Here is a 24,502-nt window from a genome sequence, read left to right on the forward strand (position 1 = left end):
CGACAGTGAGTCAGGTCACGACAACCGAGTGTGGAGCTGGACCCACGCCGGTGTCGCCGGACGGGCGTGCCGCTCGCGACCGACGGCCCACCGCCAGCCGTCTCCGCCGAGGTGGGATCATCTGGTCATGCCGCGCACCGACACCGCACGATTCCGGCACAACCAGGCCATCCTGGCCGGGGCGATCGTCGCCACCATCGGCGCCGTGCCGCTGGCCAGTTCCCGCCCCTACCTGCTGCCGGTGCTGCTGGTGCCGCTGGCGGTGGCGGTCTGGGCCTGGCGGGCCGGCACCGACGCCGACGTGCGGGGGCTACGGCTACGGGCGCTCGCCGGGGAGCGCCGGATCTCGTGGGACCAGGTGGTCGAGCTGGCGGCCGACCCCCGCGGGCGGGCGGTGGCCCAGCTCGACGACGGCCGATGGTTCGTGCTCCCGGCCGTGCGGAGTGTGGACCTGCCGAGACTGGTGACGGCGGCCGGACGCGACGTCGCCGGAGCGGATCAGTAACCGTCCACCACGACGTTGCGTGTTGGCTCACCGGCCGCGAACCGTCGGATCTGCTGACCGACCAGCCGGTACGCCCTGGGCAGCAGGCCCCGTACCGAGCCGGCCACGTGCGGAGTGATCAGCACGTTCGGCATCTCCCAGAGCGGGTGGTCGGCGGGTAGCGGCTCGGGGTCGGTCACGTCCAGCGCGGCGGAGATCCGTCCGGTGGCCAGCTCGGCGACAAGGGCGTCGGTCCGGGCAACTGGGCCCCGGGCGGCGTTGACCAGCAGGGCCCCGTCCCGCATCGCGGCGAGGAACCTCTCGTCGACCAGCCCTCGGGTCTGCTCGGTCAGCGGCACCAGCAGCACCACGACGTCGGCCCGCGGCAGCAGTCGCGGCAACTCGTCGACGCCGTGCACCCCCTGCTCGGGCCGGGCGCTGCGGGCCACCAGCAGGAACTCCACCTCGAACGGCGTCAGCCGCGCCCGCAACGCGGTCCCGATCGACCCCGAGCCGACGATCAGCACCCGTTTGCCGGCCAGTTCGTCGGTGGGGGCCACCTCGTCGTACGCCCACCGCCGCCGGGCCTGCGCGCGGGCCATCGCCGGGAAGGCGCGCAGCTGGGCGAGGATCGCGGCGACCACCCACTCGGCGGTGGACGGGTCGTGCACCCCGCGGGCGTCGCAGAGCGTGACACCGTCGGGCACCCGACCCACCCAGGCGTCGGCACCGGCCGAGAGCAGCTGCACCACCGCCAGGTCGGGCAGCTCGCGCAGCAGGGCCACGGCCTCCTCACCGGCCAGGAACGGCGGCACCCAGAACCGAACGCCGGCCCTCGGCGACGGCAGCTTCGCCGGATCCTCCATCGTCTCGACGACGACCCCCGGCGGCAGCTCGCCGAGCAGGACGTGGCCGGCCTCGTGCGGGATCCAAACCTTCACCTCGCCGACGATAGGCGTCGGCGCGGGCCGACCAGCCGATGGGGGGCGACCCGCGCCGCCATCCACGGGGTCGGCCTCGGCGGGCTACTCTGGGGCGGGTGAGCGCTCCCCCGTACCTCCGCGCCCGTCAGGTTCGTGCCGCCCTCGTGGCGTCCTGCGCGACGCTGCTGCTCGTCGCCGGTGGTTGCAGCCTCGGCGACCCGGAACCCGACCCGGCCGGCGAGCCACCGAACCTGCCCAGTCCGACGGTCACCACGGGCGATGGCGACCAGGAGGTCGTCGCCACCGTGCTCGCGCAGGGGTTGCGGGTGCCGTGGGGGATCGCTTTCCTGCCCGACGGCGGCGCCCTGGTCACCGAACGCGACAGCGGCCGCATCGTCCAGGTCGGCCCGGAGTCGACCGCCGACGGTTTGAAGATCACCGAGGTGCAGACCATCGACGACGTGGTCGCCTCGGGCGAGGGTGGTCTGCTGGGCATCGCGGTCTCTCCCGAGTTCGCCCAGGACCGGACGGTCTTCGTCTACTACACCGCCGAACGGGACAACCGGGTGGCCCGGCTGCGACTCGGTGAGAAACCGACCCCGATCCTGACCGGCATTCCCAAGGCGGGCATCCACAACGGCGGCGGCCTGGCCTTCGGCCCGGACGGGCAGCTCTACGCCAGCACCGGCGACGCCGGGGACACCGACCAGTCGCAGGACGTCGAGCAACTCGGCGGCAAGATCCTGCGGATCACACCGGACGGCAAGCCGGCGCCCGGGAATCCCTTCCCGGACTCGCCCGTCTGGTCGCTGGGGCACCGCAACGTGCAGGGCATCGCCTGGTCCGGCGACCGGATGTACGCCGTCGAGTTCGGCCAGAACACCTGGGACGAGATCAACCAGATCACCAAGGGCAAGAACTACGGCTGGCCCGAGGTCGAGGGGCGCGAGGACGACGACCGGTACGTCGACCCGATCGTGCAGTGGTCGACCGATGAGGCGTCCTGCTCCGGCCTGGCCGCGGTGGAACGGATGCTCGCCACCGCCTGCCTGCGCGGTCAACGGCTCTGGCTGGTCGAGCTGACCGAGACCGGCACGGTCCTCGGCCAGCCGCAGGCCCTGCTGACCGAGCGGTACGGGCGACTGCGGGCGATCGCCGCCGCGCCGGACGGTTCGCTCTGGGTCAGCACCTCCAACCACGACGGGCGGGGCCGGCCGGCGCCCGAGGACGACCGGTTGCTGCGCCTCGTCTTCGCCGGTGGCGGTGCCGGGCGTAGCTGAGGCGCCGACGCACGACCTCATTCCAGGTTTGCCAAGATCTTTCGGCGGGCAGGTCAGAATCTCATCATGGACGGTCAGCAGAACGACGAGCCACGCCGCGACCGGGACGGGGAGACGACCCCTGATCGGTCGCGTCGCTTCCCACTGACGCGACGTTCCGCGGCATCGCGTGCCGGCGTCGGGTGGCACCTGGGCCTGCGCCGCCTCGCTGTCGGCCTGGCCGTCCTGGTCGTCACGCTCTTCGGTGTGCTCGCCGGGGTCGTGGCGGGCGGCAACGTGGGCACCGAGATCGGGCCGTTCCACGCTCGCCTGGCCGTGTCACCGACGACCGACGGCGGCACCACCGTCGACATCCCCCCGCTGGGCTCGTTGCTGCTGGACAGCCACGACGGGCCGACCCAGCTGACCGTGGAGCTGGGCGCGTTGGAGCAGAGCCGGGTCGAGGCCCTGATCGGCGACCCGGCGAGCCTCAACCGGGCCACCCAGTCGGCGGTCGACGAGGTTCGGGAGGGGGTGATGCGGCTCGGCCTGCGCACGGTCGGCTCCGCCGTACTGGCCACCCTGGTGCTGGCGCTGCTGGTGTTCCGCGACACCCGCCGGGCGGCCTGGGCCGGCGGCCTCGCGCTGCTGATCACGGCCGGTAGCCTGGGCACCGCCGCCGCCACCATCCGACCCCAGTCGATCGAGGAGCCCCGGTACGAGGGACTGCTGGTCAACGCCCCGGCCATCGTCGGTGACGTGCGCAAGATCGCCGACGACTACACCCGGTACGCCGAGCAGCTCCAACGGCTCATCGGCAACGTCACCCAGCTCTACACGACGGTGTCGGCGCTGCCGGTGTACGAGCCGGACCCGGGCACCACCCGGGTGTTGCACATCTCCGATCTGCACCTCAACCCGAGCGCCTGGCAGCTCATCCGGACCGTGACCGAGCAGTTCGGGATCGACGTGGTGATCGACACCGGTGACATCACCGACTGGGGCAGCGAGCCCGAGGCGTCCTACGTCGGCTCGATCAGCCTGCTGGAGAAGCCGTACGTGTACATCCGGGGCAACCACGACTCGGGCCGTACGGCGGCGGCGGTGGCCCGCCAACCGAACGCGGTGGTACTGGACAACACCACGACCACCGTCGCCGGGCTGACCGTCGCCGGGATCGGTGATCCCCGCTTCACCCCGGACAAGAGCACCTCGCCGGCCAGCGGCGGGCTGAACCAGTCCACCGCGGACGAGTTGATCACCAACGGTGAGACCCTCGCCGCCACGATCCGCAGCTCGCCCCGGCCGGTCGACATCGCGCTCGTGCACGACCCGGCCGCCGCCGGCCCGCTCTCCGGCACCACTCCGCTGGTGCTCGCCGGGCACACCCACGATCGGCAGGTCAACACGCTGCCGGAGGTTCCCGGCCAGCAGCCCACCACGCTGATGGTGCAGGGCTCCACCGGCGGTGCCGGACTGCGGGGGCTGGAGCAGGAGGAGCCGACCCCACTGGCGATGACGGTGCTCTACTTCGACCAGGAGAAGCGACTCCAGGCGTACGACGACATCACCGTGGGCGGCACCGGCCAGGCCCAGGTGAACCTCGAACGCACCGTCATCGCCCCACCGGTAACCACCCCCCTCGGCGCCACCCCCACAGCCACCCCCACCACCATCTCCCCCACCCCAACCCCCACCCGCTGACCCCTCCCCTCCCCCACCCCACCCAACCTTTCCCCGTCGATCATGAAGTTGTTGTCCGGGAGAGCGCTCACCGGTGACAACAACTTCATGATCAACCAGGGGATGGGGTGGGTCAGCGGAGGGAGAGGGCGGCGAGGGCGGCGTTGACGATGCTGCCGGGGAGCAGGTCGTGCAGGTCGTAGAGGTCGTGGACGCTGCCGGACTGGCCGAACTCGTCGACGCCGAGCGGAACCGCCGGCGCGGCCACTGCCGAGCCGAGCCAGGCCATGGCGTGCGAGGCGGCGTCGTGCACGGTCACCACCGGCACCCGGTCGGCGAAGGCGGACCGCAGCGCGCCCGGCACGCTCGGCACGGTCGCCGTGCGTACGCCCTGGCGCAGCGTGCGTTGCCAGGCCCGGTAGAGGCGATCCAGGCTGGTCACGTCCACCACATGGGCGGCGACCCCCTCGTCGGCCAGTTCCGCCGCGGCGGCCAGCACCTCGGGCAGCACCGCACCGGAGGCGGCCAGTTGCACGGTCGGTGCGTCGGCCAGGTGCGGGTACGCCTGGTGGGCGTCGACCAGCCGGTACGCCCCGGCGAGCACCTGCCGGCGCAGCACCGCGTCACCGAGCCGGGCCCGGGCCGCCTCGAACGGTGCCTGGTCCACCGGCCGGGTGCTGAGCCGGAAGTAGTACGCCCCGTCCTCGGTCGGCACCGCCGTCGGCGTCGCCCGGTCCGCACCAGCGATGTGCCCGAACGCGTCGCAGAGCAGCCAGTCGAGGCTCGCCGCGTACGCGGGCTCGACGAAGGTCACCCCGGGCAGTTCCAGGCCCACGCTCGCGGTGATGGTCGACTGGTGGGCGCCACCCTCCGGCGCGAGGGTGACCCCGGACGGGGTACCCGCGACCACGAAGCGGGCACCGGAGTAGGTGCCGTACAGGAACGCGTCGAGCCCGCGTAGCACGAACGGGTCGTAGACGGTGCCGACCGGCAGCAGCGGCTGCCCGGACAGGTCCCACGCCAGGCCGAGCTGGCCGAGCAGCAGGAACAGGTTCATCTCGGAGATGCCCAGCTCGATGTGCTGACCCTCGGGGCTCTCCGTCCAGCGCAGCATCCGGTCCTCCGACCAGGAACGCTGGGCGGTCGGTGCGAACACGCCGGTCTTGTTGATGAACCCGGCCAGGTTGGTGGAGGTGGCCACGTCCGGTGCGGTGGTGACGAGGTACCGGCCCACCTGCGGGTCACGGGCCAGGTCGACGAGCACCCGGCCGAAGACCTCCTGCGTGGAGATCGGCTTGTTGGCGCGTACGTTCGTGGCCTGGGGCACGGTGACCCCCAGCGCACGCTCGCGGGGCGCGCGGGACAGCGCCTCCCGACGCTGCCCGGCCCGGATCCCGGCCGGCGATGCCGGGTCGAGCCGGTCCCACTCGGTGTCCCGGGTCAACCCCTGCGCGGCGCGCAACGCGTCCACCTGCTCGCCGGTCAGCAGGGCCGAGTGGTTGCGCGGATTGCCGGCGATCGGCAACCCCCACCCCTTGACGGTGTACGCGAACACCACGCTCGGCCGGTCGGTCACCGCGTCGCACTGGGCGTACGCGTCCAGCAGCGCCGCCAGGTCGTGCCCGCCCAGGTCGGTGACGAGTGGGCCGAGATCGGCGTCGGAGACGTCGGCGATCAACGCCGCGATGCCCTCGGGGGCACCGTCCAGGAACTGCTTGCGCAGCGCCGGGCCGGTCAACCCGAACAGCGACTGGTACTGCTCGTTCGGCATCGCGTCAATCCAGTCGCGCAACGCCGTCCCGCCCGGCCGGTCGTACGCCTCGGCGAGCCGGCGGCCGTACTTGACCTCGACGACGTGCCAGCCGGCGGCCTCGAACTGGCCACGCCACTGGTCGATCCGCACCCCCGGGACCACCCGGTCCAGCGACTGCCGGTTGAAGTCGACCACCCACATGACGTTGCCGAGCCCGGTGGTGGCCGGGTCGGCGACGGCCTCCCAGATGTTGCCCTCGTCCAGCTCGGCGTCACCGATCAGGGCGACGAACCGGGAGTGCGGCCGGGCCCCGAAGTGGGCGTCGACGTAGCGCCGGGTCACCGCCGCGAACAGCGGCGCGGCGGCACCGAGCCCCACCGACCCGGTGGAGAAGTCCACCTCGTCCGGGTCCTTCGTCCGCGACGGGTACGACTGGAGTCCGCCCCGTGCCCGCAGCCGGGGCAGGTACGACCGGTCCAGGTTGCTCAGCAGGTACTGGATGGCGTGGAAGACCGGCGAGGCGTGCGGCTTGACAGCGACCCGGTCCTCGGCGTCCAGGTGGACGAACCACAGCGCGGTCATCGCGGTGACGAGCGACGCGCTGGACGCCTGGTGCCCACCGACCTTCACCCCGTCCCCAGCACCCCGGTCGTGATTGGCCGCGTCCACGATCCGGGTGGCGAGCCACAACACCCGCCGCTGGATCTCGTCAAGAACATCAAGGTCGTGCTGATCCACGAAAACTCCATCCAGACGTCGCCATTGACGCCTCGCGAGGGGTGGCACACCTCGTTGATCATGAGGTTGACGGCAGTTTGAAGATCAACAACTGCCGCCAACCTCATGATCAACGAGGTCGGGGTGGGGTGGGGGTCAGGACTGGGCGTTCAGGCGGTCGAGGATCAGGGTGCGGACGGTTTGGGCGTCGGCCTGGCCTCGGGTGGTCTTCATGACCGCGCCGACGAGGGCGCCGGCGGCGGCGACCTTGCCGCTGCGGACCTTGTCGGCGATGGCCGGGTTGGCGGCGATCGCCTCGTCCACCGCGGCGGTGAGCGCACCTGTGTCGGAGACGACCTCCAGGTTGCGGTTGGTCATGATCTCGGTAGGCGAGCCCTCACCGGCGACCACGCCCTCCAGGACCGTGCGGGCCAACTTGTCGTTGAGCTTGCCGGCGTCGACCAGGCCCTGAAGCTCGGCGACCTGGGCCGGGGTGGCTCCGATGTCGGCCAGCTCCACACCCGTCTCGTTGGCCCGCCGGGACAGCTCGCCCAGCCACCACTTGCGGGCGGCGGCCGGCGAGGCACCAGCGGCGACCGTCTGCTCGATCAGCTCGACAGCACCGGCGTTGAGCACCGACTGCATGTCCGCGTCCGACAGGCCCCACGCCTGCTGAAGGCGACGGCGGTGCAGCCGGGGCAGCTCCGGCAGGGCGGCCTTCAGCTCGGCCACCCAGGCCGGGTCGGGCGCGATCGGCACCAGATCCGGCTCGGGGAAGTAGCGGTAGTCGGTGGCGGTCTCCTTGGACCGGCCCGGGGTGGTGTCCCCGGTGTCCTCGTGGAAGTGCCGGGTCTCCTGGGTGATCCGACCGCCGGCCTCCAGTACGGACGCCTGGCGCAGCATCTCCGAGCGGACCGCCCGCTCGACCGAGCGCAGCGAGTTGACGTTCTTGGTCTCGGTGCGGGTGCCCCACTCCTCGCCGGGCAGGTTCAGCGAGGTGTTGACGTCACAGCGCAGCGAGCCCTCCTCCATGCGCACGTCGGAGACGCCCAGCGAGCGGATCACGTCACGCAGCTCGGTGACGTACGCGCGGGCCACCTCGGGGGCGAGCGCACCGGTACCGGGGATCGGCTTGGTGACGATCTCGACCAGCGGGATGCCGGCCCGGTTGTAGTCGACGAGCGACTCGGTGGCGCCGTGGATGCGACCGGTGGCGCCGCCGACGTGCAGCGTCTTGCCGGTGTCCTCCTCCAGGTGCACCCGCTCGATGCCGATGCGCACCAGTTCGCCGTCGACCTCGACGTCCAGGTAGCCGTCGAAGCAGAGCGGCTCGTCGTACTGGCTGATCTGGAAGTTCTTCGGCATGTCGGGGTAGAAGTAGTTCTTCCGGGCGAACCGGCACCACTGTGCGATGGAGCAGTTCAGCGCCAGGCCGATCCGGATGGTCGCCTCGATGGCCGCGGAGTTCGCCACCGGCAGGGAGCCGGGCAGGCCGAGGCAGACCGGGCAGACCCGGGTGTTCGGCTCGCCGCCGAAGTCGGTCGGGCAGCCGCACCACATCTTGGTGTTCGTGCCCAGCTCGACATGGGTCTCCAGGCCGATCACCGGCTCGTAGCGCGCGACGACCTCGTCGTACGCGGGCAGCGTCGTGGTCATGAGAACTCCAGCTTTGCAGGCGGTAGCCGGCCCACGGCGGCATCCGGACACAACGCCGCCAAGCCTAACCGCTCGACGTGGCACGCCTCGGCCGGGCGTCACCCGGGTGTCACTCGGGTGTGCTGAACCGCCGACGACGGTTGATGGTCACCACGAGCAGGATCCCGCCGATGGAGAACGCCAGCACGCCCAGCGACAGCAGCACGAGTGTCGAGTTCGAGCCGGTGACCGGCAGCCACGCCCCGCTCGTCTTCGACGGCGACGGGACGGGCGCCGGCGGGCTCGCCGACGGCGTCGAGGTCGGGTCGACCGGGGTCGGCGTGGCGGTGGGCGCGGTCGGTGTGGCGCTCGGACCGGTCGGTGTGGCGCTCGGACCGGTGGGTGTGGGGCTCGGAACGGTCGGGGTTGCCGTGGGGGTCGGGGTCGGGGTCGCGGCCTCGGCGACGACGATGGTGACGTCCTGCTCGCCGAAGTAGCCGTTCTTGTCGGTCATCCGCAGGGTGGCGGGGTAGGTGCCGGCCGTGGTCGGCGAACCCCCGAGCGAGTTACCGACCAGCAGCATGCCCGGCGGCAGGCTCCCCGCACTCACCGACAACCGGTACGGCTCGGTACCACCCGTCGCCTCCACCGTGTGGATCGCGTACACCTGCCCCAGAACCATCGGCGACCGGGGCGCGCCCGAGGTGATCTCGACCGTGGGTTCGCGTACCTCGATCGTGGCCGTCCGCTCGGCGAACTGGCCGGCCGCGTCGGTCATCCGCAGGGTGAAGGTGTAGGTGCCCGCCGTGGTCGGCGAACCCCCGAGCGAGTTACCGACCACCAGCATGCCCGGCGGCAGACTGCCCGCACTCACCGACAACCGGTACGGCTCGGTGCCACCGGTCGCCTCCACGGTGTGGATCGCGTACGCCTGTCCCAGAACCATCGGCGACCGAGGCGCGCCCGAGGTGATGGTGACGGCCACCGCCGCGGCCGGGGATGCGGTGCCCAGCAGCAACGCGGCCACCATCGTCATGGCCATGACCGAGCGCAGTGTCTTCATCGCACATCCAGGTCTGATCAGAACGGCTCGCGTTCGCCTACGACCAGCCGGTCCAGCCGACTCTGGTCATCCAAACAGGAAGGTTGGTGACGGGCAATTACCCGAACGGTGACCAGTGTGTCGCGCCAACGCAACCGCGCCCGGCGCGGCGCAGTGGCCGCACCGGGCGGGCGAACGGTGCCGTGCGCGGACGACGGTCGGCCGCCCGCGCACGATCGATCACATGGTCGGTGGCGTGAGCGTGCCGACCGCGCTCTCCAGCGCGGCGGCGACCCGGTACATCCGGTCGTCGGCCATGGTCGGGGCCATCACCTGCAGGCCGACCGGCAGCCCCTCGGAGAGCCCGCACGGCACCGAGATGCCCGGCCCGCCGTACAGGTTGCTCGGGATGGTGAACAGGTCGGCCAGGTACATCTGGTACGGGTCGGAGGTGCGCGCGCCGAGCGGGAAGGCGACGAACGGGGTGGTCGGCGAGATCAGCGCGTCGACCCGCTCGAACGCCGCGGTGAAGTCGCGGGTGATCAGCGTACGTACCTTCTGCGCCTGCCCGTAGTAGGCGTCGTAGTAGCCCGAGGAGAGCGCGTACGTGCCGAGCATGATGCGCCGCTTGACCTCGGGGCCGAAGCCGGCCTCCCGGGTCAGCGACATGACCTCCTCCAGCGACCGGTTGCCGTCGTCGCCGGTCCGCAACCCGAACCGGACGCCGTCGAAGCGGGCCAGGTTCGAGGAGCACTCGCTGGGCGCGATCAGGTAGTACGCCGGCAGGGCGTAGCGGAAGTGCGGGCAGGAGATCTCGACGATCTCCGCGCCGAGCTTGGTGAGCGTGTCGACGGCCTCGTTGAAGGCGGCCGTCACGCCCGGCTCCGCGCCCTCGCCGCCGAACTCGGTGACGATGCCCAGCCGCACCCCGCTCAGATCACCGGTCGCGCCGAGCTTCGCCGCGGCCACCACGTCCGGCACCGGGGCCGGGATGGAGGTGGAGTCACGCGGGTCGTGTCCGCCGATCGCCGCGTGCAGCAACGCCGCGTCGAGCACGGTACGCGCGCACGGGCCGGGGGTGTCCAGCGAGGAGGAGAAGGCCACCAGCCCGTACCGGGAGGTGCCGCCGTAGGTCGGCTTCGCGCCGACGGTGCCGGTGACCGCACCCGGCTGGCGGATCGAGCCGCCGGTGTCCGAGCCGATCGCCAACGGCGCCTCGTACGCGGCGAGTGCCGCCGCGCTTCCCCCGCCGGAGCCACCCGGGATGCGGTCGGTGTCCCACGGGTTGCGGCTCGGCCCGTACGCCGAGTACTCCGTGGAGGAACCCATCGCGAATTCGTCCATGTTGGTCTTGCCGAGCATCACCGTGCCGGCGGCGCGCAGCCGCTGCACGATCGTCGAGTCGTACGGCGGACGCCAGCCCTCAAGGATCTTCGACCCGACGGTGGTCGGCACGCCCTTGGTGGTGAGGACGTCCTTGACCGCGACCGGCACACCGGCCAGCGGCCCCAGTTCCGCACCGGCCGCCCGGCGGGCGTCGACGTCGCGGGCGGCGGCCAGCGCGCCCTCGGTGTCGACGTGCAGGAAGGCGTTGACCCGGCCGTCGACGGCGGCGATCCGGTCCAGGTGGGCCTGGGTGACCTCGACGGCGGAGGCGGCGCCGGTGGCGACGAGCCCGGCGATCTGCGTCGCGGTCATTGCGGTGACGTCGGTCATGAGGCCACATCCTCGTCCAGGATCCGCGGTACGCGGAACCGCTGCTCCTCCGCGTCGGGGGCACCCGACAACGCTTCCTCCGGCGTCAGGCACGGCGTCACTACGTCCTCGCGGAACACGTTCGTCAGCGGCACCGAGTGGGAGGTCGGCGGGATGTCCGCGGCGGCGACCTCGCCCACCTGCGCGACCGCCTGGAGGATCACGTCGAGCTGACCGGCGAAGGTGTCCAACTCCTCCTCCGTCACGGCGAGCCGCGACAGTCGCGCGAGGTGCGCGACCTCCTCGCGGGAGATGGCGGCCATCGGTGCCCCCTTCGTGGCTGTGCTGCGTCTGCCAGACCTGCGCCCACCGCTGCCGGGTACGCGACACGCGGTGACCGCAGCGAGTCTATTGTTTCCCGCCCGGCCGGCCGTTGCCGCCTCCCCGAGCAGCCGACCCGGCCGGTCCCGGCCCGCCGGATCAGCGGGCGTGCCGGCGGGGGATGTCCGCCTCGTCGTGGCCGCCGAGCGGGCGTAGCGGACGGTACCGGGCCAGCCAGGCGGCCAACTCCTCCGCCGGCATCGGCCGGGCGTAGAACCAGCCCTGGGCGGCGTCGCAGCCGGCCGCGTGCAGCATCCGCCAGGTCCGCTCGTCCTCCACGCCCTCGGCCACCACCCGCAGCCCCAGCGCCTTGGCCAGTTCGATGGTTGAGCGGACGATCGCCGCGTCGTCGGCGTCCTCGGCCATGCCGAGGACGAACGAGCGGTCCACCTTCACCTCCGACAGCGGCAGACGGCGCAGGTGCTGGAGGGACGAGTAACCGGTGCCGAAATCGTCGAGCGCGATACCCACCCCGATCCGGTGCAGCCGGGTGATGGTGGTCAGCACCCGACGTGGGTCGGCCATCAGCGCACCCTCGGTGATCTCCAGTTGCAGCCGCTCCGGTGCCACCCCGTAGCGGCCGAGCCGGTCGGCGATCTGGTCGGCGATCTCACCGGTGTGCAGGTCCCGCACGCTGACGTTCAACGCCGCCCGCAGTCCGAGGCCGGCCGCCGACCACTTGGCGAGCTGCTCCACCACGTCGTCGACGACCCGGCGGGTGAGCAGCCGCATCACCGCGCTCTGTTCGGCGACCCGGATCAGCTCCTCCGGGTCGACCATCCCCCGGCGCGGATGCCGCCAGCGCAGCAGCGCCTCCACCCCGACCACCTCACCGGTGGCGATGGCGACCTGCGGCTGGTAGTACATCGTGATCTCGCCCGCGTCGGTGCCCGGCTCGGCGCCGGGACGACCCTCGACGGTGGGTTCCGCTCCACCGCCGAGGTCCGACTGGTCACCGGCGCGCGTCCCGGACCACAGCGCGCCGCCGGCCGTCGCGGCGTCCCAATCGGCGTCACGGGCCGCCCGGCGCAGGGTCGGGTCCGCGCCGGTGATGATCCTGGCGATCAGCTCGTCATCGTGGTGTGCCAACCGGGGGCGGCGTCGCCGCCGGTCCCACCACCGGGTCCCGGCCGGCTCCTCCGCCGGCACGGAGGTGGGCAGCACCGCGCCGTCGCCGCCGCGAGCGGCGGTCAGGTCGGCCGGCGCGGAGCCGTCGTTCCGCCCCGACGCACCGACCTCCAGCACCCGGCGCAGGTCGGCCAGCAGCCCCAACCGCTCGGCGGAGTTGTGGTCGGACTCGGCGGTGTAGACGGCGACGGTGTCGTTGCGGTGCTTCGCGTCGTACATCGCCACGTCCGCGTGCCGCATCAGGGTGGCGAAGTCCTCGCCGTGCTCCGGAAACAGGGCGATGCCGATGGACCCGCCGACGTCCAGCGGCAGCCCGTCCAGCGGCACCGGTTCGGCGAGCGCCTGGACGACCTGGTCGGCCAGCGAGCGGGCCTCGCCGACCTCGGTGAGCCCGGTCATCACGATCGCGAACTCGTCACCGCCGAGCCGGGCGACCATCTGCGGCGGCGCGACCACGCCGGTCAGCCGGGCGCTCACCTCCACCAGCAGCCGGTCGCCGACCGCGTGGCCGAGCGCGTCGTTGACGTTCTTGAACCGGTCCAGGTCGATGAGCAGCAGGGCGAGGCGCGTCGCGGCCTCGCCGCGGGCGGCGCGCTCCGCGTGCCGGTGCACCTGTTCGTTGACCTCCGCCAGCAGGGCCTTGCGGTTGGGCAGGCCGGTGAGCGGGTCGAGTGCGGCCAACTGGTGCTGCTCCACGGTGAGCCGGGCCATCCGGTAGACCGCGAACAGCGGCACCAGCACCAGCGGCACCAGGGCGGCACTGGCCCTGGCGGCGGTGACCAGAACCGGCGCGAGCAGCAGCAACGACCCGGTGGAGAGCAGCTCGAAGGGCAGGCCGTGCCACGCGTTGGGCCACCACCGCTCCCCGAAGCGCAGGCGCACCGCCATGGTGACCAGCCCGTAGTTGACCGCGAACCAGGCGACTCCGGCGCCGCCGATCGCGGCGATGTCGGTCCAGCCCAGCGCCGCACCGTCGTAGATGCCGCCGGGGCCGAGCCGGGTGATCGCGTACGCCGCCGCCAGCGAGCAGGCGTACTGCCCCGCGTTGAAGGCCGTCCGCCAGGGCGCGTGCCGCATCCGGATCCCGGACACCACCACGGCCACCGCCTGCACCGCGACCGCGGGGCCGAGCCCCCAGCCGAGCAGGATCGCGAAGGTGAAGCAGGTCGAGGGGAAGACGGCCGAGGAGGACTGCCCCCGGCCGGGCGGCAGGAAGGGCCGCGCGTCGCAGGCCACGGCGAGCACCGCCATCGTCCAGAACGCCGCCGGCAGGTCGGGCAGAGTCGAAACGAACGACACCAGGCCGCTGGCCGAGACGAGCACGGCCACCGCGAGTACGGCCGCGACGAAGGTGGAGAACTGCGCGGTTCGCCCGGGCGGGACGAGGTTGCGCGGATCGGGCGACTCCATCACACCTCCCGGCACGAGACCGGCCCGTGGTCCCACGCGCCGTACCCCAATGAAACGCCCTGACCGCCCCCTTACCCGGCGCGACAGTCACGAACCGGTCGTAGTCGTAATTAAGTTGGTATCCGGCACAGTGCCGTAAAGATCGTCACTCCTCTACCCGGGCCACCTGCCGGGCCGCCTCGGGGCCGGCGTCGAGGAGCACCTCGAAGCCCTCCTCGTCGAGCACGGGCACCTTCAGGCTCGCTGCCTTGTCCGCCTTGGAGCCGGGGTTGTCGCCGACCACCACGAAGCCGGTCTTCTTCGACACCGATGCGCTGACCTTGCCGCCCCGGGACTGGATCGCCTCCGCCGCCTGGTCCCGTGAGAAGCCGCCGAGGGTGCCGGTCACCACCACGGTCACCCCCTCCAGCGGACGTGGCCCCTCCTGCACCGCCTCCTCCGCCATCCGGACGCCCGCGTCGGCCCACTTGCGGACCACCTCACGGTGCCAGTCGACGGCGAACCACTCGCGGATGCTGGCGGCGATGGTCGGGCCGACACCGTCGACTGAGGAGAGTTCCTCCTCGGTCGCCCGGTCGACCGCCTCGATGGACCGGAAGTGTCGGGCCAACGCCTGCGCGGCGGTCGGCCCGACGTGCCGGATCGACAGGGCCACCAGCACCCGCCACAGGTCGCGCTCCCGGGCCGTGGCGAGGTTGTCGAGCAGCTTGACGGCGTTGCTGCCGAGGCTGCCGTCCTTGTTGACGAAGAACGGCGCACGGGCAAGCCGCTCGGCGTCGAGCGAGAAGAGGTCGCCCTCGTCGGTGATGATCTGCGCGTCGAGCAGCGCGGCGCCGCTCTTGTAGCCGAGTGCCTCGATGTCGAAGGCGCCCCGCCCGGCCAGGTGGAACACCCGCTCCCGCAGCTGCGCGGGGCAACTGCGCGAGTTGGGGCACCGGATGTCGACGTCGCCCTCCTTGGCGGGCGCGAGCGGCGTCCCGCAGGCCGGGCAGGTGGTCGGCATGACGAACGGTCGGGCGTCCGGCGGACGCAGGTCGACCACCGGACCGAGCACCTCGGGGATCACGTCGCCGGCCTTGCGGATCACCACCGTGTCGCCGATCAGGACTCCCTTGCGCTCGACCTCGCGGGCGTTGTGCAGGGTCGCGTACTCGACGGTGGAGCCGGCCACCCGGACCGGCTGGAGCACCGCCCGGGGCGTGACCCGACCGGTCCGCCCGACCTCGACCTCGATGTCGAGCAGGGTGGTGTTGACCTCCTCCGGCGGATACTTGAAGGCGATCGCCCAGCGTGGCGCCCGGCTGGTCGAACCCAGCCGTCCCTGGATGGGCACCGGGTCGACCTTCACCACCACGCCGTCGATCTCGTGCTCGACGTCGTGCCGGTGCGCCGCGTAGTGCGCGATGTAGTCCCGGACGCCGGCCAGGTCGGGCACCACCCGCCAGCGGTCGCTGGTGGGCAGCCCCCAGCCCTGCAACGCCGCGTACGACTCGGACTGGGTGGCCGGCTGGAAGCCGCGGCGGGCGCCGATGCCGTGCACCACCAGTCGCAGCGGGCGGGAGGCGGTGATCCGTGGATCCTTCTGCCGCAGGCTGCCGGCCGCGGCGTTGCGCGGGTTGGCGAAGGGCGCCTTGCCCTGCTCGACCAGACCGGCGTTGAGATCGGCGAAGGCGGCCACCGGAAAGTAGATCTCGCCCCGCACCTCGATGAACTCGGGGGCCGGTCCGAACTCCGCCGAGTCGGTCAGCCGACCCGGCACGTCCCGGATGCTGCGTACGTTCGCGGTGACGTCCTCGCCGGTGCGGCCGTCGCCGCGGGTGGCCGCGCGGACCAGCCGGCCACCTTCGTAGGTGAGGTTGATCGCCAGCCCGTCGACCTTCAGCTCGCACAGATAAGGTGCCGGACCACCGGCGTCCCGCTCGACCCGCTCCGCCCAGGCGGCCAGTTCCTCGTCGGCGAAGGCGTTGTCCAACGACATCATCCGTTCGGCGTGCGCGACCGGGGTGAAGTCGGTGGAGAACGTGCCGCCGACCCGCTGGGTCGGTGAATCCGGGGTGCGCAGCGCCGGGAACTCCGCCTCCAGCGCCTCCAGCTCGCGCAGCTGACGGTCGAAGTCGGCGTCGGAGACGGTCGGGGCGTCGAGCACGTAGTAGCGGTACTGGTGCTCGGTCAGTTCCTGGCTGAGCGTGGTGTGCCGCTCCCGCGCCTGCGGCGTCGGCTCGGGACCGGCGGCCTCATGCGCCGCATCGACCTGCTGGGGAACCGCTTCCTCGGACACCCTGCCGCCTCCGGACACCGCTGTCGACCTCCCGTGATCGTGCTACCCCCGCACGGTATCCCCCGGGTGGGACAACCGTGCGGCCAGCGCGGCGAGTTGATCGGCGTACTCGATCCGGCCGGCCCAGTCCGCCGGCCAGCCGGCCATCCCGTTGGCCGCGCCGACGAAGGCGCCGGCGAGGGCGGCTATCGAATCGGAGTCTCCGGCGCTCCGCGCACCCCGGGCCAGCGCGTCGACCGGGGCGTCCGGATGCCGGAGTGCGCAGTACAGGGCCGCCGTGAGCGCCTCCTCCGCGATCCAGCCCGCACCGGTGACGCGACACGGATCGTCGCCGTCGTCCGGGGCGGCCAGGGCCGCGTCGAGTCGGCCCAGCGCCAGGAGGCACTCGTCCCAGCCACGGGCGATGAACTCCTGCGGCGTCCGCTCGCCCGGCCGTTGCCACAGCTCACCGAGCCAGTCGGCCCGGTAGACCGTGCGCTGCTGCCGAGCCCGGGCGGTGAGCAGGCCAGGAAGGTCGGTCAGCGGAGCACCGTCGACGAGCAGCCGCACGGCGTACGCGGTCAGCTCGCTCGCCGCCAGCCCGGTCGGGTGTCCGTGGGTCAGGCCGGCCTGGAGCTGGGCCAGCCCGGCCAGGGTGTCCAGGTCGACGTCGAGCAGCCCGACCGGGGTGACCCGCATGTTCGCGCCACACCCCTTCGAGCCGGCCTCGGTGGCCTGCTGCCAGGGCAGGCCCCGGGACAGTTCGGCGCAGGCCCGCAGGCAGGTCATCCCCGGCGCACGGTTGTTGTCCGGGCTGGCCGCCCAGTCCAGGAACCGGCGGCGCAGCAGCGGCTCCACCGCCTCGGCGGCGTACGCCGGCGCGTCGTGCAGCGCCCAACCCACCGCCAACGCCATCTGGGTGTCGTCGGTGACCAGCGCCGGATCACCGACCAGCTCACGCGGACCGGTGGTCCCGTAGCGCCTGTCGATCTCGGCGACGGTGAGGAACTCGGTGGGCTTGCCGAGGGCGTCACCGAAGGCGAGCCCGAAGAGCGAACCGGCGACGCGCTGCGGCGCAAGGCTGATCATGACCGTGATGATGCCCGCCGCCCGCAAGTCCGCGCAGCGCCCGGTCGGACCCCACGGTCGGCCTGCCGGCCCGGCCGAGGCCGGCACCGGCAGGCCGGGCGGTCAGTCCCAGCAGAGGCAGAAGGGGTGTCCGGCCGGGTCGGCGTAGACCCGGAAGCCCTCGCCCTCGCCGGGTAGCCGGCGGGCGCCCAGGGCCAGGGCCGCCTGCTCCGCCGTCTCGATGTCGTCGACCGTCACGTCGAGGTGGAACTGCTGGGGCCGCTCCGGATCCGGCCAGGCCGGCGGGCGCAGGTCGAGGGCCCGCTGGAAGGCCAGCCGGGGTTGGTGGCCGGGCGGCCCGCCGAGCACCACCCACTCGTCATCGTCGGAGTTGTCCCCGATCAGCGGCAGGCCGAGCAGCTCCGAGTAGAAGCCGGCCAACGCGCGTGGGTCGGGACAGTCGATCACCGTCGAACGCAGCTGTCCAATCATGGCGAGCATCGTGCCCGGTGGGTACGACGGAAAACCTCACTCCTCGGACAGCCGGCGGCCGGCGTCCCGACAGGCGGCCAGAACCGCCCGAGCGTATGCGGCATCGGCACCGGCCAGGCCACAGGCGGGGGTCACCACCACCTGCTCGGCGAGCCGGCGGCGCGGAAACCCGAGGCGGTCCCAGAGGGTGCGTACCCGGTCGGCCAGGTCGGCGGAGGTCGGTGCGCGACCGCTCGGCGTCGTCGGCGCGGCACCGGCCAGCAGTCCGAAGCCGGCGTCGAGCGCCTCGCCGAGCGGGTCGAGGTCGGTGAGCAGGCTCAGGTCGAGCGCGACACCGACCGCTCCGGTGGAGCGGAGCAGGTCCAGCGGCACGTCCGGGGCGCAGCAGTGCACCACGGTCGGCACCCCGACCGCCCCGATCACCGTGCTCAGCAACGCACCGGCGTCGCCCGACTCGACCGCCCGGTAGGCGCCGAGGCCGCTCTCGGTGGGGACGCGGCCGGCCAGCACCGCCGGCAGGCCCGGCTCGTCCAGTTGCAGCAGCACCGAGGCGCGCGGCAGCCGGCGGGTCACCGCCTCGACGTGGCCACGCAGCCCTTCGGCCAGCGAGCCGGCCAGGTCCCGCAGCGCGCCGGGGTCGCGCAGCATCCGACCGCCGATCGGCAGCTCGATCGAGGCGGCCAGGGTCAGCGGTCCGGCCGCCTGGATCTTGAGTGGCCCGGCGTACTCCTCGGCCTGCTCGGCGAGCTGGTCCAGGTCGCGTTCCATCAGGTCACGGGCCCGGCGCAGGTCGCGGCCGGGACGCGGAGCCACTCGCCACCGCGCCGCGTACAGCTCGATCGGCAACTCCACCAGCAGACCGCCGGTGCGCCCGATCATGTCCGCACCCGGCCCCCGGGCCGGCAGCTCCGGCAGATGAGGCAGGGCGGGCAGCTCACCGAGGACGATCCGCTGCGCCTCGGCGATGTCGGTACCCGGCAACGACCCCAGCCCTGTCGCCGAGCCCACTCCCCACGGCAGCCCCTGATCACTCACCGCCGCAGGGTACCTCCCGCGATCCGGCCCGCATCGAGGTCACGGCTTGCGGCATGTCGGGCCTTCCCGTCGCCGTGATGGCCCGACATGCCGCAGGCCGCGACCGATACTCCACCGGGGGCGAGGGCCGGCGGGGCGGTCAGTCGGTGATGGTGGCGGAGCCGAGCACGATGTCGCCGGCCGGATCGGGGCGGTAGGCGACGATGGCCTGGCCGGCGGCGACGCCGCGCACCGGGCGGCGCAGGTCGGCGTGGAGGGTGTCGGCGTCGACCGTGACGGCGGCGGGCACCACCACGCCGTGGGCGCGCAACTGCACCTCGCACTCGATCGGGCCGTCGGGTCGCGGCCCACCGGTCCAGACCGGGCGGGTGGCCCGCACCGTGGTGACCTCCAGCGCCTCCGCCGGGCCGACGGTGACGGTGTTCGTCTTCGGCGTGATGGAGAGCACGTAGCGGGGCCGACCGTCCGGGGCCGGCCGGTCCAGATGCAGACCGCGCCGCTGGCCGACGGTGTACGCGTACGCACCGGCGTGCTGCCCCACCACCGCACCGGTGGTGGCGTCGACCACGTCGCCGGGGGCCTCGCCGAGGCGCTGGGCCAGGAAACCCCGGGTGTCACCGTCGGCGATGAAGCAGATGTCGTGCGAGTCCGGCTTGTCGGCGACGGCGAGCCCGCGCTCGGCGGCCTCCTGCCGGACCTGCGCCTTGGTCGAGTCGCCCAGCGGGAACATCGACCGGTCCAACTGCTCGCGGGTGAGCACGCCCAGCACGTACGACTGGTCCTTGGCCGCGTCGACGCTGCGGCGCAGCAGTCCGTCGGAGCCGAGCCGGGCGTGGTGCCCGGTGACCACCGCGTCGAACCCCAGGGCCACCGCCCGGTCCAGCACCGCGGCGAACTTGATCTTCTCGTTGCAGCGCAGGCACGGGTTGGGGGTACGCCCGGCCGCGTACTCGGCGACGAAGTCGTCCACCACATCGGCGTGGAAGCGGTCGGCCATGTCCCAGACGTAGAACGGGATGCCGAGCACGTCGGCGGCCCGCCGGGCGTCCCGCGAGTCCTCAAGCGTGCAGCAGCCCCGGGCCCCCGTGCGGTAGGTCTGCGGGTTGCGCGCCAACGCCAGGTGCACGCCGGTCACGTCATGCCCGGCCTGCACCGCCCGCGCCGCCGCCACGGCGGAATCCACGCCGCCGGACATCGCCGCCAACACCCTCACCCGGACCACTCTCCCTTCCCACCGAGCCTATCCCCGCCCGGCACCGGCTCAGCGGGGCGTACGCGGTGCCGCCGCCCGCCGGGCCCGTTCCACGGCCCCCGGGAGAGCGGCGATGAGCGCGTCGATGTCCTCGGTCGTGCTGGTGTGGCCGAGGGAGAAGCGCAGTGACGAGCGGGCCCGGTCGTCGTCCGCGCCCATCGCCAGCAGCACGTGGGAGGGCTGCGCCACCCCGGCGGAGCAGGCCGAGCCGGTCGAACAGGCGATGCCCTGGGCGTCCAGCAGGAGCAGCAGCGCGTCCCCTTCGCAGCCGGGAAAGGAGAAGTGCGCGTTGCCGGGCAGCCGGTCGGTCGGGTCGCCGTTGAAGACCACCTCGGGGACCGCCTGACGGACCCGCCGCACCAGGTCGTCACGGAGCGCGGCCAGCCCGGCCGCGTACTCCTGCTGGCCCTTGACGGCCGCTTCGACGGCGACCGCGAAGGCGACGATGCCGGCCGCGTCGAGCGTGCCGGAACGCACGTCCCGTTCCTGTCCACCACCGTGCAGCAGCGGTACCGCCGCCACGTCCCGGCCGAGCAGCAACGCGCCGACGCCGACCGGGCCGCCGAGCTTGTGACCGGTCACGGTGAGCGCGGCGACGCCGCTGGCGGCGAAGTCGACGGGCACCTGCCCGACCGCCTGGATGGCGTCGGTGTGGAACGGCACCCCGTACTCGGCGGCCACGGCGGCCAGCTCAGCGATCCGCTGGACGGTGCCGACCTCGTTGTTGGCCCACATCGCGGTGACCAGCGCCGCCCGGTCGCCGTGTTCGGCCAGCTCGGTGCGGAGTGCGTCCGGGTGCAACCGGCCGGACCCGTCGACTGGCAGCAAGCCCACCTCGGCGCCCTCGTGCCGGTCCAGCCACTCCACCGCGTCGAGCACGGCGTGGTGTTCGACGGCACTGGAGATCACCCGGCGCCGCCCGGCTGCGGCGGCCCGGCGCGCCCAGAAGATGCCCTTCACCGCGAGGTTGTCACTCTCGGTACCACCACCGGTGAAGATCACCTCAGACGGCCGGGCCCCCAGCGCGGCGGCCACCCGCTCCCGCGACTCCTCCACCCGCCGACGGGCGCGCCGGCCGGACGCGTGCAGGGAAGACGCGTTGCCGACCTCGCGGGCGGTCGCGACGTACGCCTCCAATGCCTCGTCGAGCATTGGAGTGGTCGCGGCATGATCCAGGTAAGCCATCACGATTCAGCCTAACGACCACTCCGGTGCCGACCGCAGACCGGATTGCCTGACGGGACGTCAAACCGGTGACGCGGTCACCACGATGTTGTCCCGGTAGCGGCGAGCCTCGGCGTCGAACGGCCCGCCACAGGTGATGAGGGTCAGGCGGGGACGCCCGTCGCGAGCGAAGTACCGCTCCAGCGGAATCTTCGTCTTGTCGTACTCCTCCCGGGCCACCACCCGGTAGGTCCGCTCGGTCCCGTCCTCGCCGGTGGCCGTCACGGTGTCCCCAGGTGTCAGTTCCCGCAGCCGGTAGAAGGCACCCCTGCCCTGATCGGCGCTGTCGACGTGCCCGGCGATCACCACCGAGCCGGACTCGGCCTCCAGCCCGGGGCCGTAGCGGTACCAGCCGATCTCGTCGACGCTTGGCGGCACGTCGAACTCCTGGGTGCGCTCGTCGACGCCGACCGGGTCGACCCGCGCGGTGACCCCGATCGCGGGGATGCGCAGCCGGACCGGGCGCACCGGTTCGGCGTCGTCCGGCAGCGCGCCGGGGGCCACCGCCACGGCCGGTCCGGTGCGCGCCGCAGTGGAGCTGGCCAGGGCGGCGGCCTGCTCGGTGCCGACACTTCCCGCCGGCCGGGACACGACCGCCACGACCGCCGCGACGGCGAGCGCGGCGGCGCCGGCGGCCACCGCCGCCAGCGCCGCACGGTTGCCGACGGTCACCGGCGACCCGACCGGACGACAGCCGCCCGCGCCCCACCCGCGACCAGCAGCAGGAGCCCGGTGCCCGCCAGGGCGTACCACCAGGTGCCGAGACCGGTGTCGGCCTGCCCGCCCGTGCCGCTCGGCACGCCGGACGGTGCCGAGTGCAGGCCGTCGATGGTCTGCGCGACGACGGAGAGGTTCTCCGCCTCGGCGGAGCCGATGGCGTAGACGATCGTCGCCGTGCCCTCGCGCAGGTTGAGGTCGGCCGGCCCGATCACCACGGTGTCGGTGCCGGCGAGTACCACGTCCGCCGAGACGCTGCCGGCGTCCACGTCGCCCTTGGCCTCGTTCGGGTTGGTCAGGCCCTCGAAGACCGGGCTGCCGCCGGCCCGCACGTCCACGGCCGGCGCGGCGGCGGTGTGCCGGACGATCAGCCGGGCCTTGCCGGCGTCGACCTTCGCGGTGTCGTTGACGAAGGGGGTGATGGTCGGCTCGCCGTCGGCGTTGAGGTGGGCGGCGATGCTGATGTTCGCCCCACCGGGCACCTCGGCGTCGTCGGCGGTGAGGATGGCCTCGCCGATCGGCTCACCCGGCCTGGTCAGCGCGAGGTCGTACTGCCCCTCTGGCAGGTCCAACGGACCGGCCACGTCACCGGGCTCGAAGTTCTCCAGGGTCTTTTCCCCGTTGACGTAGACGTCGACCGGGGTGTCCGGGATGCCGTGCACGACGGAGACCTTCGAGTCGGCGGCGTACGCCGGGGTCGCCGTCGCGATGCCGGCGCCGACGAAGGTCAGCGCGGCGACCGCACCACCCGCGGCGACGCGACGAAGGTACGCGAACTGCATGTCTGCCTCCTGATGTTTCGTGCCACTTCGTCATGCTTGCTGTGCACCCCGAGTTACGCCGACAGCTCGCCGCCCGGATGCGGGCGGCGGCGACTTTCTTTTTCCGGCGGCAACCGCATCCGTCGGGCACCGCCCCGACGTAGGGAGGTCGACAAGACGCTGGGCTGACAGAGGGGACGGCGCCGGTGCGAGCTACAGTCGGGCATGCCCCCAACCAGGCGAACCGTCCCGTGACCGGGATCCGGCAGCAACCGGGCACACCCGAGGACGAGCTGGCCCACCGGTTCCGGGCCGGCGACGAGCTTGCGCTGCGTGAGGCGTACGACCGTTACGGTCGGGCCGTTCTCCACCTGGCCACCAGCACGCTTGTCAACCGCAGCGACGCGGAGGACGCGACCCAGGCCACGTTCGTCGCCGCCTGGCTCGGCCGGGAGACCTTCGACCCGGCGAAGGGCTCGCTTGTCGGCTGGTTGCTCGGCATCGGCCGGCGCAAGGTGATCGACCGGCTCAGGTCCGCCGCCCGGGAGAACCGGGTGGTCGACACCGTGCGCCAACTGCCCGAGCCGGCACCGGCCGGCACTGACCCGGACACCGTGGTCGACCGGCTGGTGGTGGCCGACGAACTGGCGCGGCTGCCGGACGAACAGCGGCGCATGCTGGAATTGGCCTTCTTCGACGACCTGACCCACCAGCAGATCGCGACGATGACCGGAGTGCCGCTCGGCACGGTCAAGAGTCACATCCGGCGGGGCATGGCAAGTCTGAAGCGCAGATGGGAGGTGGACGGTGCAGCACCTGGAGCACGACCGGCTGGTATTTCTGGCGCTCGGTGAGAGTGAGGTGGACGTCTCCGACCGCACCCATCTCGACGCCTGCCCGCACTGCCGGGCCGAGCTGGACAGCCTGCGCCACGTCGCCGGCCTCGGTGCCGCCGGCCAGGAACTGCGTGATCTGCCCGACCCGCCGGAGCACGTCTGGCAGGGCATCATGGCCGAGATCACCGCGGCGGAGGAACTGCCCCGCCTCGCCGACCGGCAGCGGCCGGACGTGACGGATCCGGTCACCACCGGCACTCCCCCGCCGGTGCCTCGCCGGTCACGGCGCGGACGCTGGTCCCGGCTGGCCACCACGGCGGTCACGGCGGTCGCCGCCGCCACCGTCGCGGTGATCGGCACCGCCGCCGTGCTGCGCGACGGTACGCCCGCCGAGCCGACGGTGCTGGCCAGTGCTCCCCTGGCGGCGTACGGTTCGACTCCGCCGACGGCCCGGGGTGACGCGCGGGTGCTGGGCAGCGGCGAGTTGCACCTGCACGTGACGAATCTCCCGGCCGTACCGGGGTATTACGAGGTCTGGCTCATCAACCCGCAGAACATGGAGATGTTCTCGGTCGGTGTGCTCGGCGACGGCTCCGACGTGCTGCTGCCGTTGCCGCCGAACGTGGACCTGGGGCAGTACTCGGTCGTCGACGTCTCGGCCGAGGAGTTCGACAACAACACCGCCCACTCCGGCGACAGCCTCCTGCGGGGCTCCCTGACGGGCTGATCGGCGGGCCGGTTCAGCTCCCC

20 protein-coding genes are annotated in these 24,502 nt (G+C 72.7%); 5 read left to right on the forward strand and 15 right to left on the reverse strand.

Annotated elements, in window-relative coordinates; translation table 11 throughout:
- Positions 1 to 127: 127 nt before the first annotated feature.
- Complete coding sequence (locus O3597_RS18925) at positions 128 to 505, forward strand: PH domain-containing protein (protein ID WP_164445780.1); 378 nt, start codon at positions 128 to 130, stop codon at positions 503 to 505.
- On the opposite strand, the gene O3597_RS18930 is transcribed toward O3597_RS18925, so the two are convergent.
- Positions 499 to 1,425 carry a 2-hydroxyacid dehydrogenase gene (locus O3597_RS18930; protein ID WP_164445781.1) on the reverse strand — a complete coding sequence of 309 codons (927 nt, stop codon included), beginning with the start codon at positions 1,423 to 1,425 and terminating at the stop codon, positions 499 to 501. The two genes, O3597_RS18925 and O3597_RS18930, sit on opposite strands and share 7 nt — an antisense overlap.
- A gap of 38 nt (positions 1,426 to 1,463) precedes the next feature.
- Here O3597_RS18930 and O3597_RS18935 point away from each other — a divergent pair, with 38 nt between their 5' ends.
- Both O3597_RS18935 and O3597_RS18940 read left to right on the forward strand, forming a co-directional pair.
- On the forward strand, positions 1,464 to 2,687 hold the full coding sequence (locus O3597_RS18935) for a PQQ-dependent sugar dehydrogenase (RefSeq protein WP_164445782.1): 1,224 nt from the start codon (positions 1,464 to 1,466) through the stop codon (positions 2,685 to 2,687).
- Positions 2,688 to 2,753: 66 nt separating this feature from the next.
- The gene (locus O3597_RS18940) at positions 2,754 to 4,370 is read left to right on the forward strand and encodes a metallophosphoesterase (RefSeq protein WP_281601916.1); all 1,617 of its coding nucleotides are present in this window, start codon (positions 2,754 to 2,756) and stop codon (positions 4,368 to 4,370) included.
- A 112-nt stretch (positions 4,371 to 4,482) separates the two neighbouring features.
- Here O3597_RS18940 and O3597_RS18945 read toward each other — a convergent pair whose 3' ends face one another.
- From O3597_RS18945 to O3597_RS19010, 14 genes are all read right to left on the reverse strand, one after another.
- Positions 4,483 to 6,840, reverse strand: a complete 2,358-nt coding sequence (locus tag O3597_RS18945) for a 1-deoxy-D-xylulose-5-phosphate synthase N-terminal domain-containing protein (protein WP_281601917.1) — start codon at positions 6,838 to 6,840, stop codon at positions 4,483 to 4,485.
- 135 nt (positions 6,841 to 6,975) lie between these two features.
- Positions 6,976 to 8,475 carry an Asp-tRNA(Asn)/Glu-tRNA(Gln) amidotransferase subunit GatB gene (gene gatB, locus O3597_RS18950; RefSeq protein WP_164445785.1) on the reverse strand — a complete coding sequence of 500 codons (1,500 nt, stop codon included), beginning with the start codon at positions 8,473 to 8,475 and terminating at the stop codon, positions 6,976 to 6,978.
- 109 nt (positions 8,476 to 8,584) lie between these two features.
- Complete coding sequence (locus tag O3597_RS18955) at positions 8,585 to 9,517, reverse strand: putative Ig domain-containing protein (protein ID WP_281601918.1); 933 nt, start codon at positions 9,515 to 9,517, stop codon at positions 8,585 to 8,587.
- A 219-nt stretch (positions 9,518 to 9,736) separates the two neighbouring features.
- Complete coding sequence (gene gatA / locus O3597_RS18960) at positions 9,737 to 11,212, reverse strand: Asp-tRNA(Asn)/Glu-tRNA(Gln) amidotransferase subunit GatA (protein ID WP_164445787.1); 1,476 nt, start codon at positions 11,210 to 11,212, stop codon at positions 9,737 to 9,739.
- Positions 11,209 to 11,514, reverse strand: a complete 306-nt coding sequence (gene gatC / locus O3597_RS18965; protein WP_164445788.1) for an Asp-tRNA(Asn)/Glu-tRNA(Gln) amidotransferase subunit GatC — start codon at positions 11,512 to 11,514, stop codon at positions 11,209 to 11,211. Before gatC ends, gatA begins: the two co-directional genes overlap by 4 nt.
- Positions 11,515 to 11,671: 157 nt before the next feature.
- Positions 11,672 to 14,110 (reverse strand): EAL domain-containing protein, encoded by a 2,439-nt coding sequence (locus O3597_RS18970; protein WP_281601919.1) that lies wholly within the window; start codon positions 14,108 to 14,110, stop codon positions 11,672 to 11,674.
- 145 nt (positions 14,111 to 14,255) lie between these two features.
- Positions 14,256 to 16,388 carry an NAD-dependent DNA ligase LigA gene (gene ligA, locus O3597_RS18975; RefSeq protein WP_164445790.1) on the reverse strand — a complete coding sequence of 711 codons (2,133 nt, stop codon included), beginning with the start codon at positions 16,386 to 16,388 and terminating at the stop codon, positions 14,256 to 14,258.
- Between the two features lie 42 nt (positions 16,389 to 16,430).
- Positions 16,431 to 17,456, reverse strand: a complete 1,026-nt coding sequence (locus tag O3597_RS18980; RefSeq protein ID WP_164445791.1) for an ADP-ribosylglycohydrolase family protein — start codon at positions 17,454 to 17,456, stop codon at positions 16,431 to 16,433.
- A gap of 102 nt (positions 17,457 to 17,558) precedes the next feature.
- The gene (locus tag O3597_RS18985) at positions 17,559 to 17,927 is read right to left on the reverse strand and encodes a VOC family protein (protein WP_208020799.1); all 369 of its coding nucleotides are present in this window, start codon (positions 17,925 to 17,927) and stop codon (positions 17,559 to 17,561) included.
- A gap of 36 nt (positions 17,928 to 17,963) precedes the next feature.
- Positions 17,964 to 18,962 (reverse strand): methionine synthase, encoded by a 999-nt coding sequence (locus O3597_RS18990; protein ID WP_281601920.1) that lies wholly within the window; start codon positions 18,960 to 18,962, stop codon positions 17,964 to 17,966.
- A gap of 139 nt (positions 18,963 to 19,101) precedes the next feature.
- A complete protein-coding gene (gene mnmA, locus O3597_RS18995; protein ID WP_164445794.1) occupies positions 19,102 to 20,175 on the reverse strand; it encodes a tRNA 2-thiouridine(34) synthase MnmA in 1,074 nt (357 codons plus the stop codon).
- A gap of 48 nt (positions 20,176 to 20,223) precedes the next feature.
- Positions 20,224 to 21,399 carry a cysteine desulfurase family protein gene (locus O3597_RS19000; RefSeq protein ID WP_281601921.1) on the reverse strand — a complete coding sequence of 392 codons (1,176 nt, stop codon included), beginning with the start codon at positions 21,397 to 21,399 and terminating at the stop codon, positions 20,224 to 20,226.
- Positions 21,400 to 21,459: 60 nt separating this feature from the next.
- The gene (locus O3597_RS19005) at positions 21,460 to 22,110 is read right to left on the reverse strand and encodes a class F sortase (protein ID WP_281601922.1); all 651 of its coding nucleotides are present in this window, start codon (positions 22,108 to 22,110) and stop codon (positions 21,460 to 21,462) included.
- Entirely contained in the window at positions 22,107 to 22,937 is an 831-nt protein-coding gene (locus O3597_RS19010; RefSeq protein WP_164445796.1) for a DUF4397 domain-containing protein, read from the reverse strand. The genes O3597_RS19005 and O3597_RS19010 overlap by 4 nt, the downstream gene beginning before the upstream one ends.
- Before the next feature lie 230 nt (positions 22,938 to 23,167).
- On the opposite strand from O3597_RS19010, the gene O3597_RS19015 reads away from it, so the two are divergent.
- Complete coding sequence (locus O3597_RS19015) at positions 23,168 to 23,770, forward strand: sigma-70 family RNA polymerase sigma factor (RefSeq protein WP_164445996.1); 603 nt, start codon at positions 23,168 to 23,170, stop codon at positions 23,768 to 23,770.
- Positions 23,724 to 24,479, forward strand: coding sequence for an anti-sigma factor (locus tag O3597_RS19020; protein WP_164445797.1), 756 nt, complete (start codon positions 23,724 to 23,726; stop codon positions 24,477 to 24,479). Before O3597_RS19015 ends, O3597_RS19020 begins: the two co-directional genes overlap by 47 nt.
- Positions 24,480 to 24,502: the final 23 nt, after the last annotated feature.

The sequence above is a fragment of the Verrucosispora sp. WMMA2044 genome (assembly GCF_027497155.1).
Classification (GTDB): domain Bacteria; phylum Actinomycetota; class Actinomycetes; order Mycobacteriales; family Micromonosporaceae; genus Micromonospora; species Micromonospora palythoicola.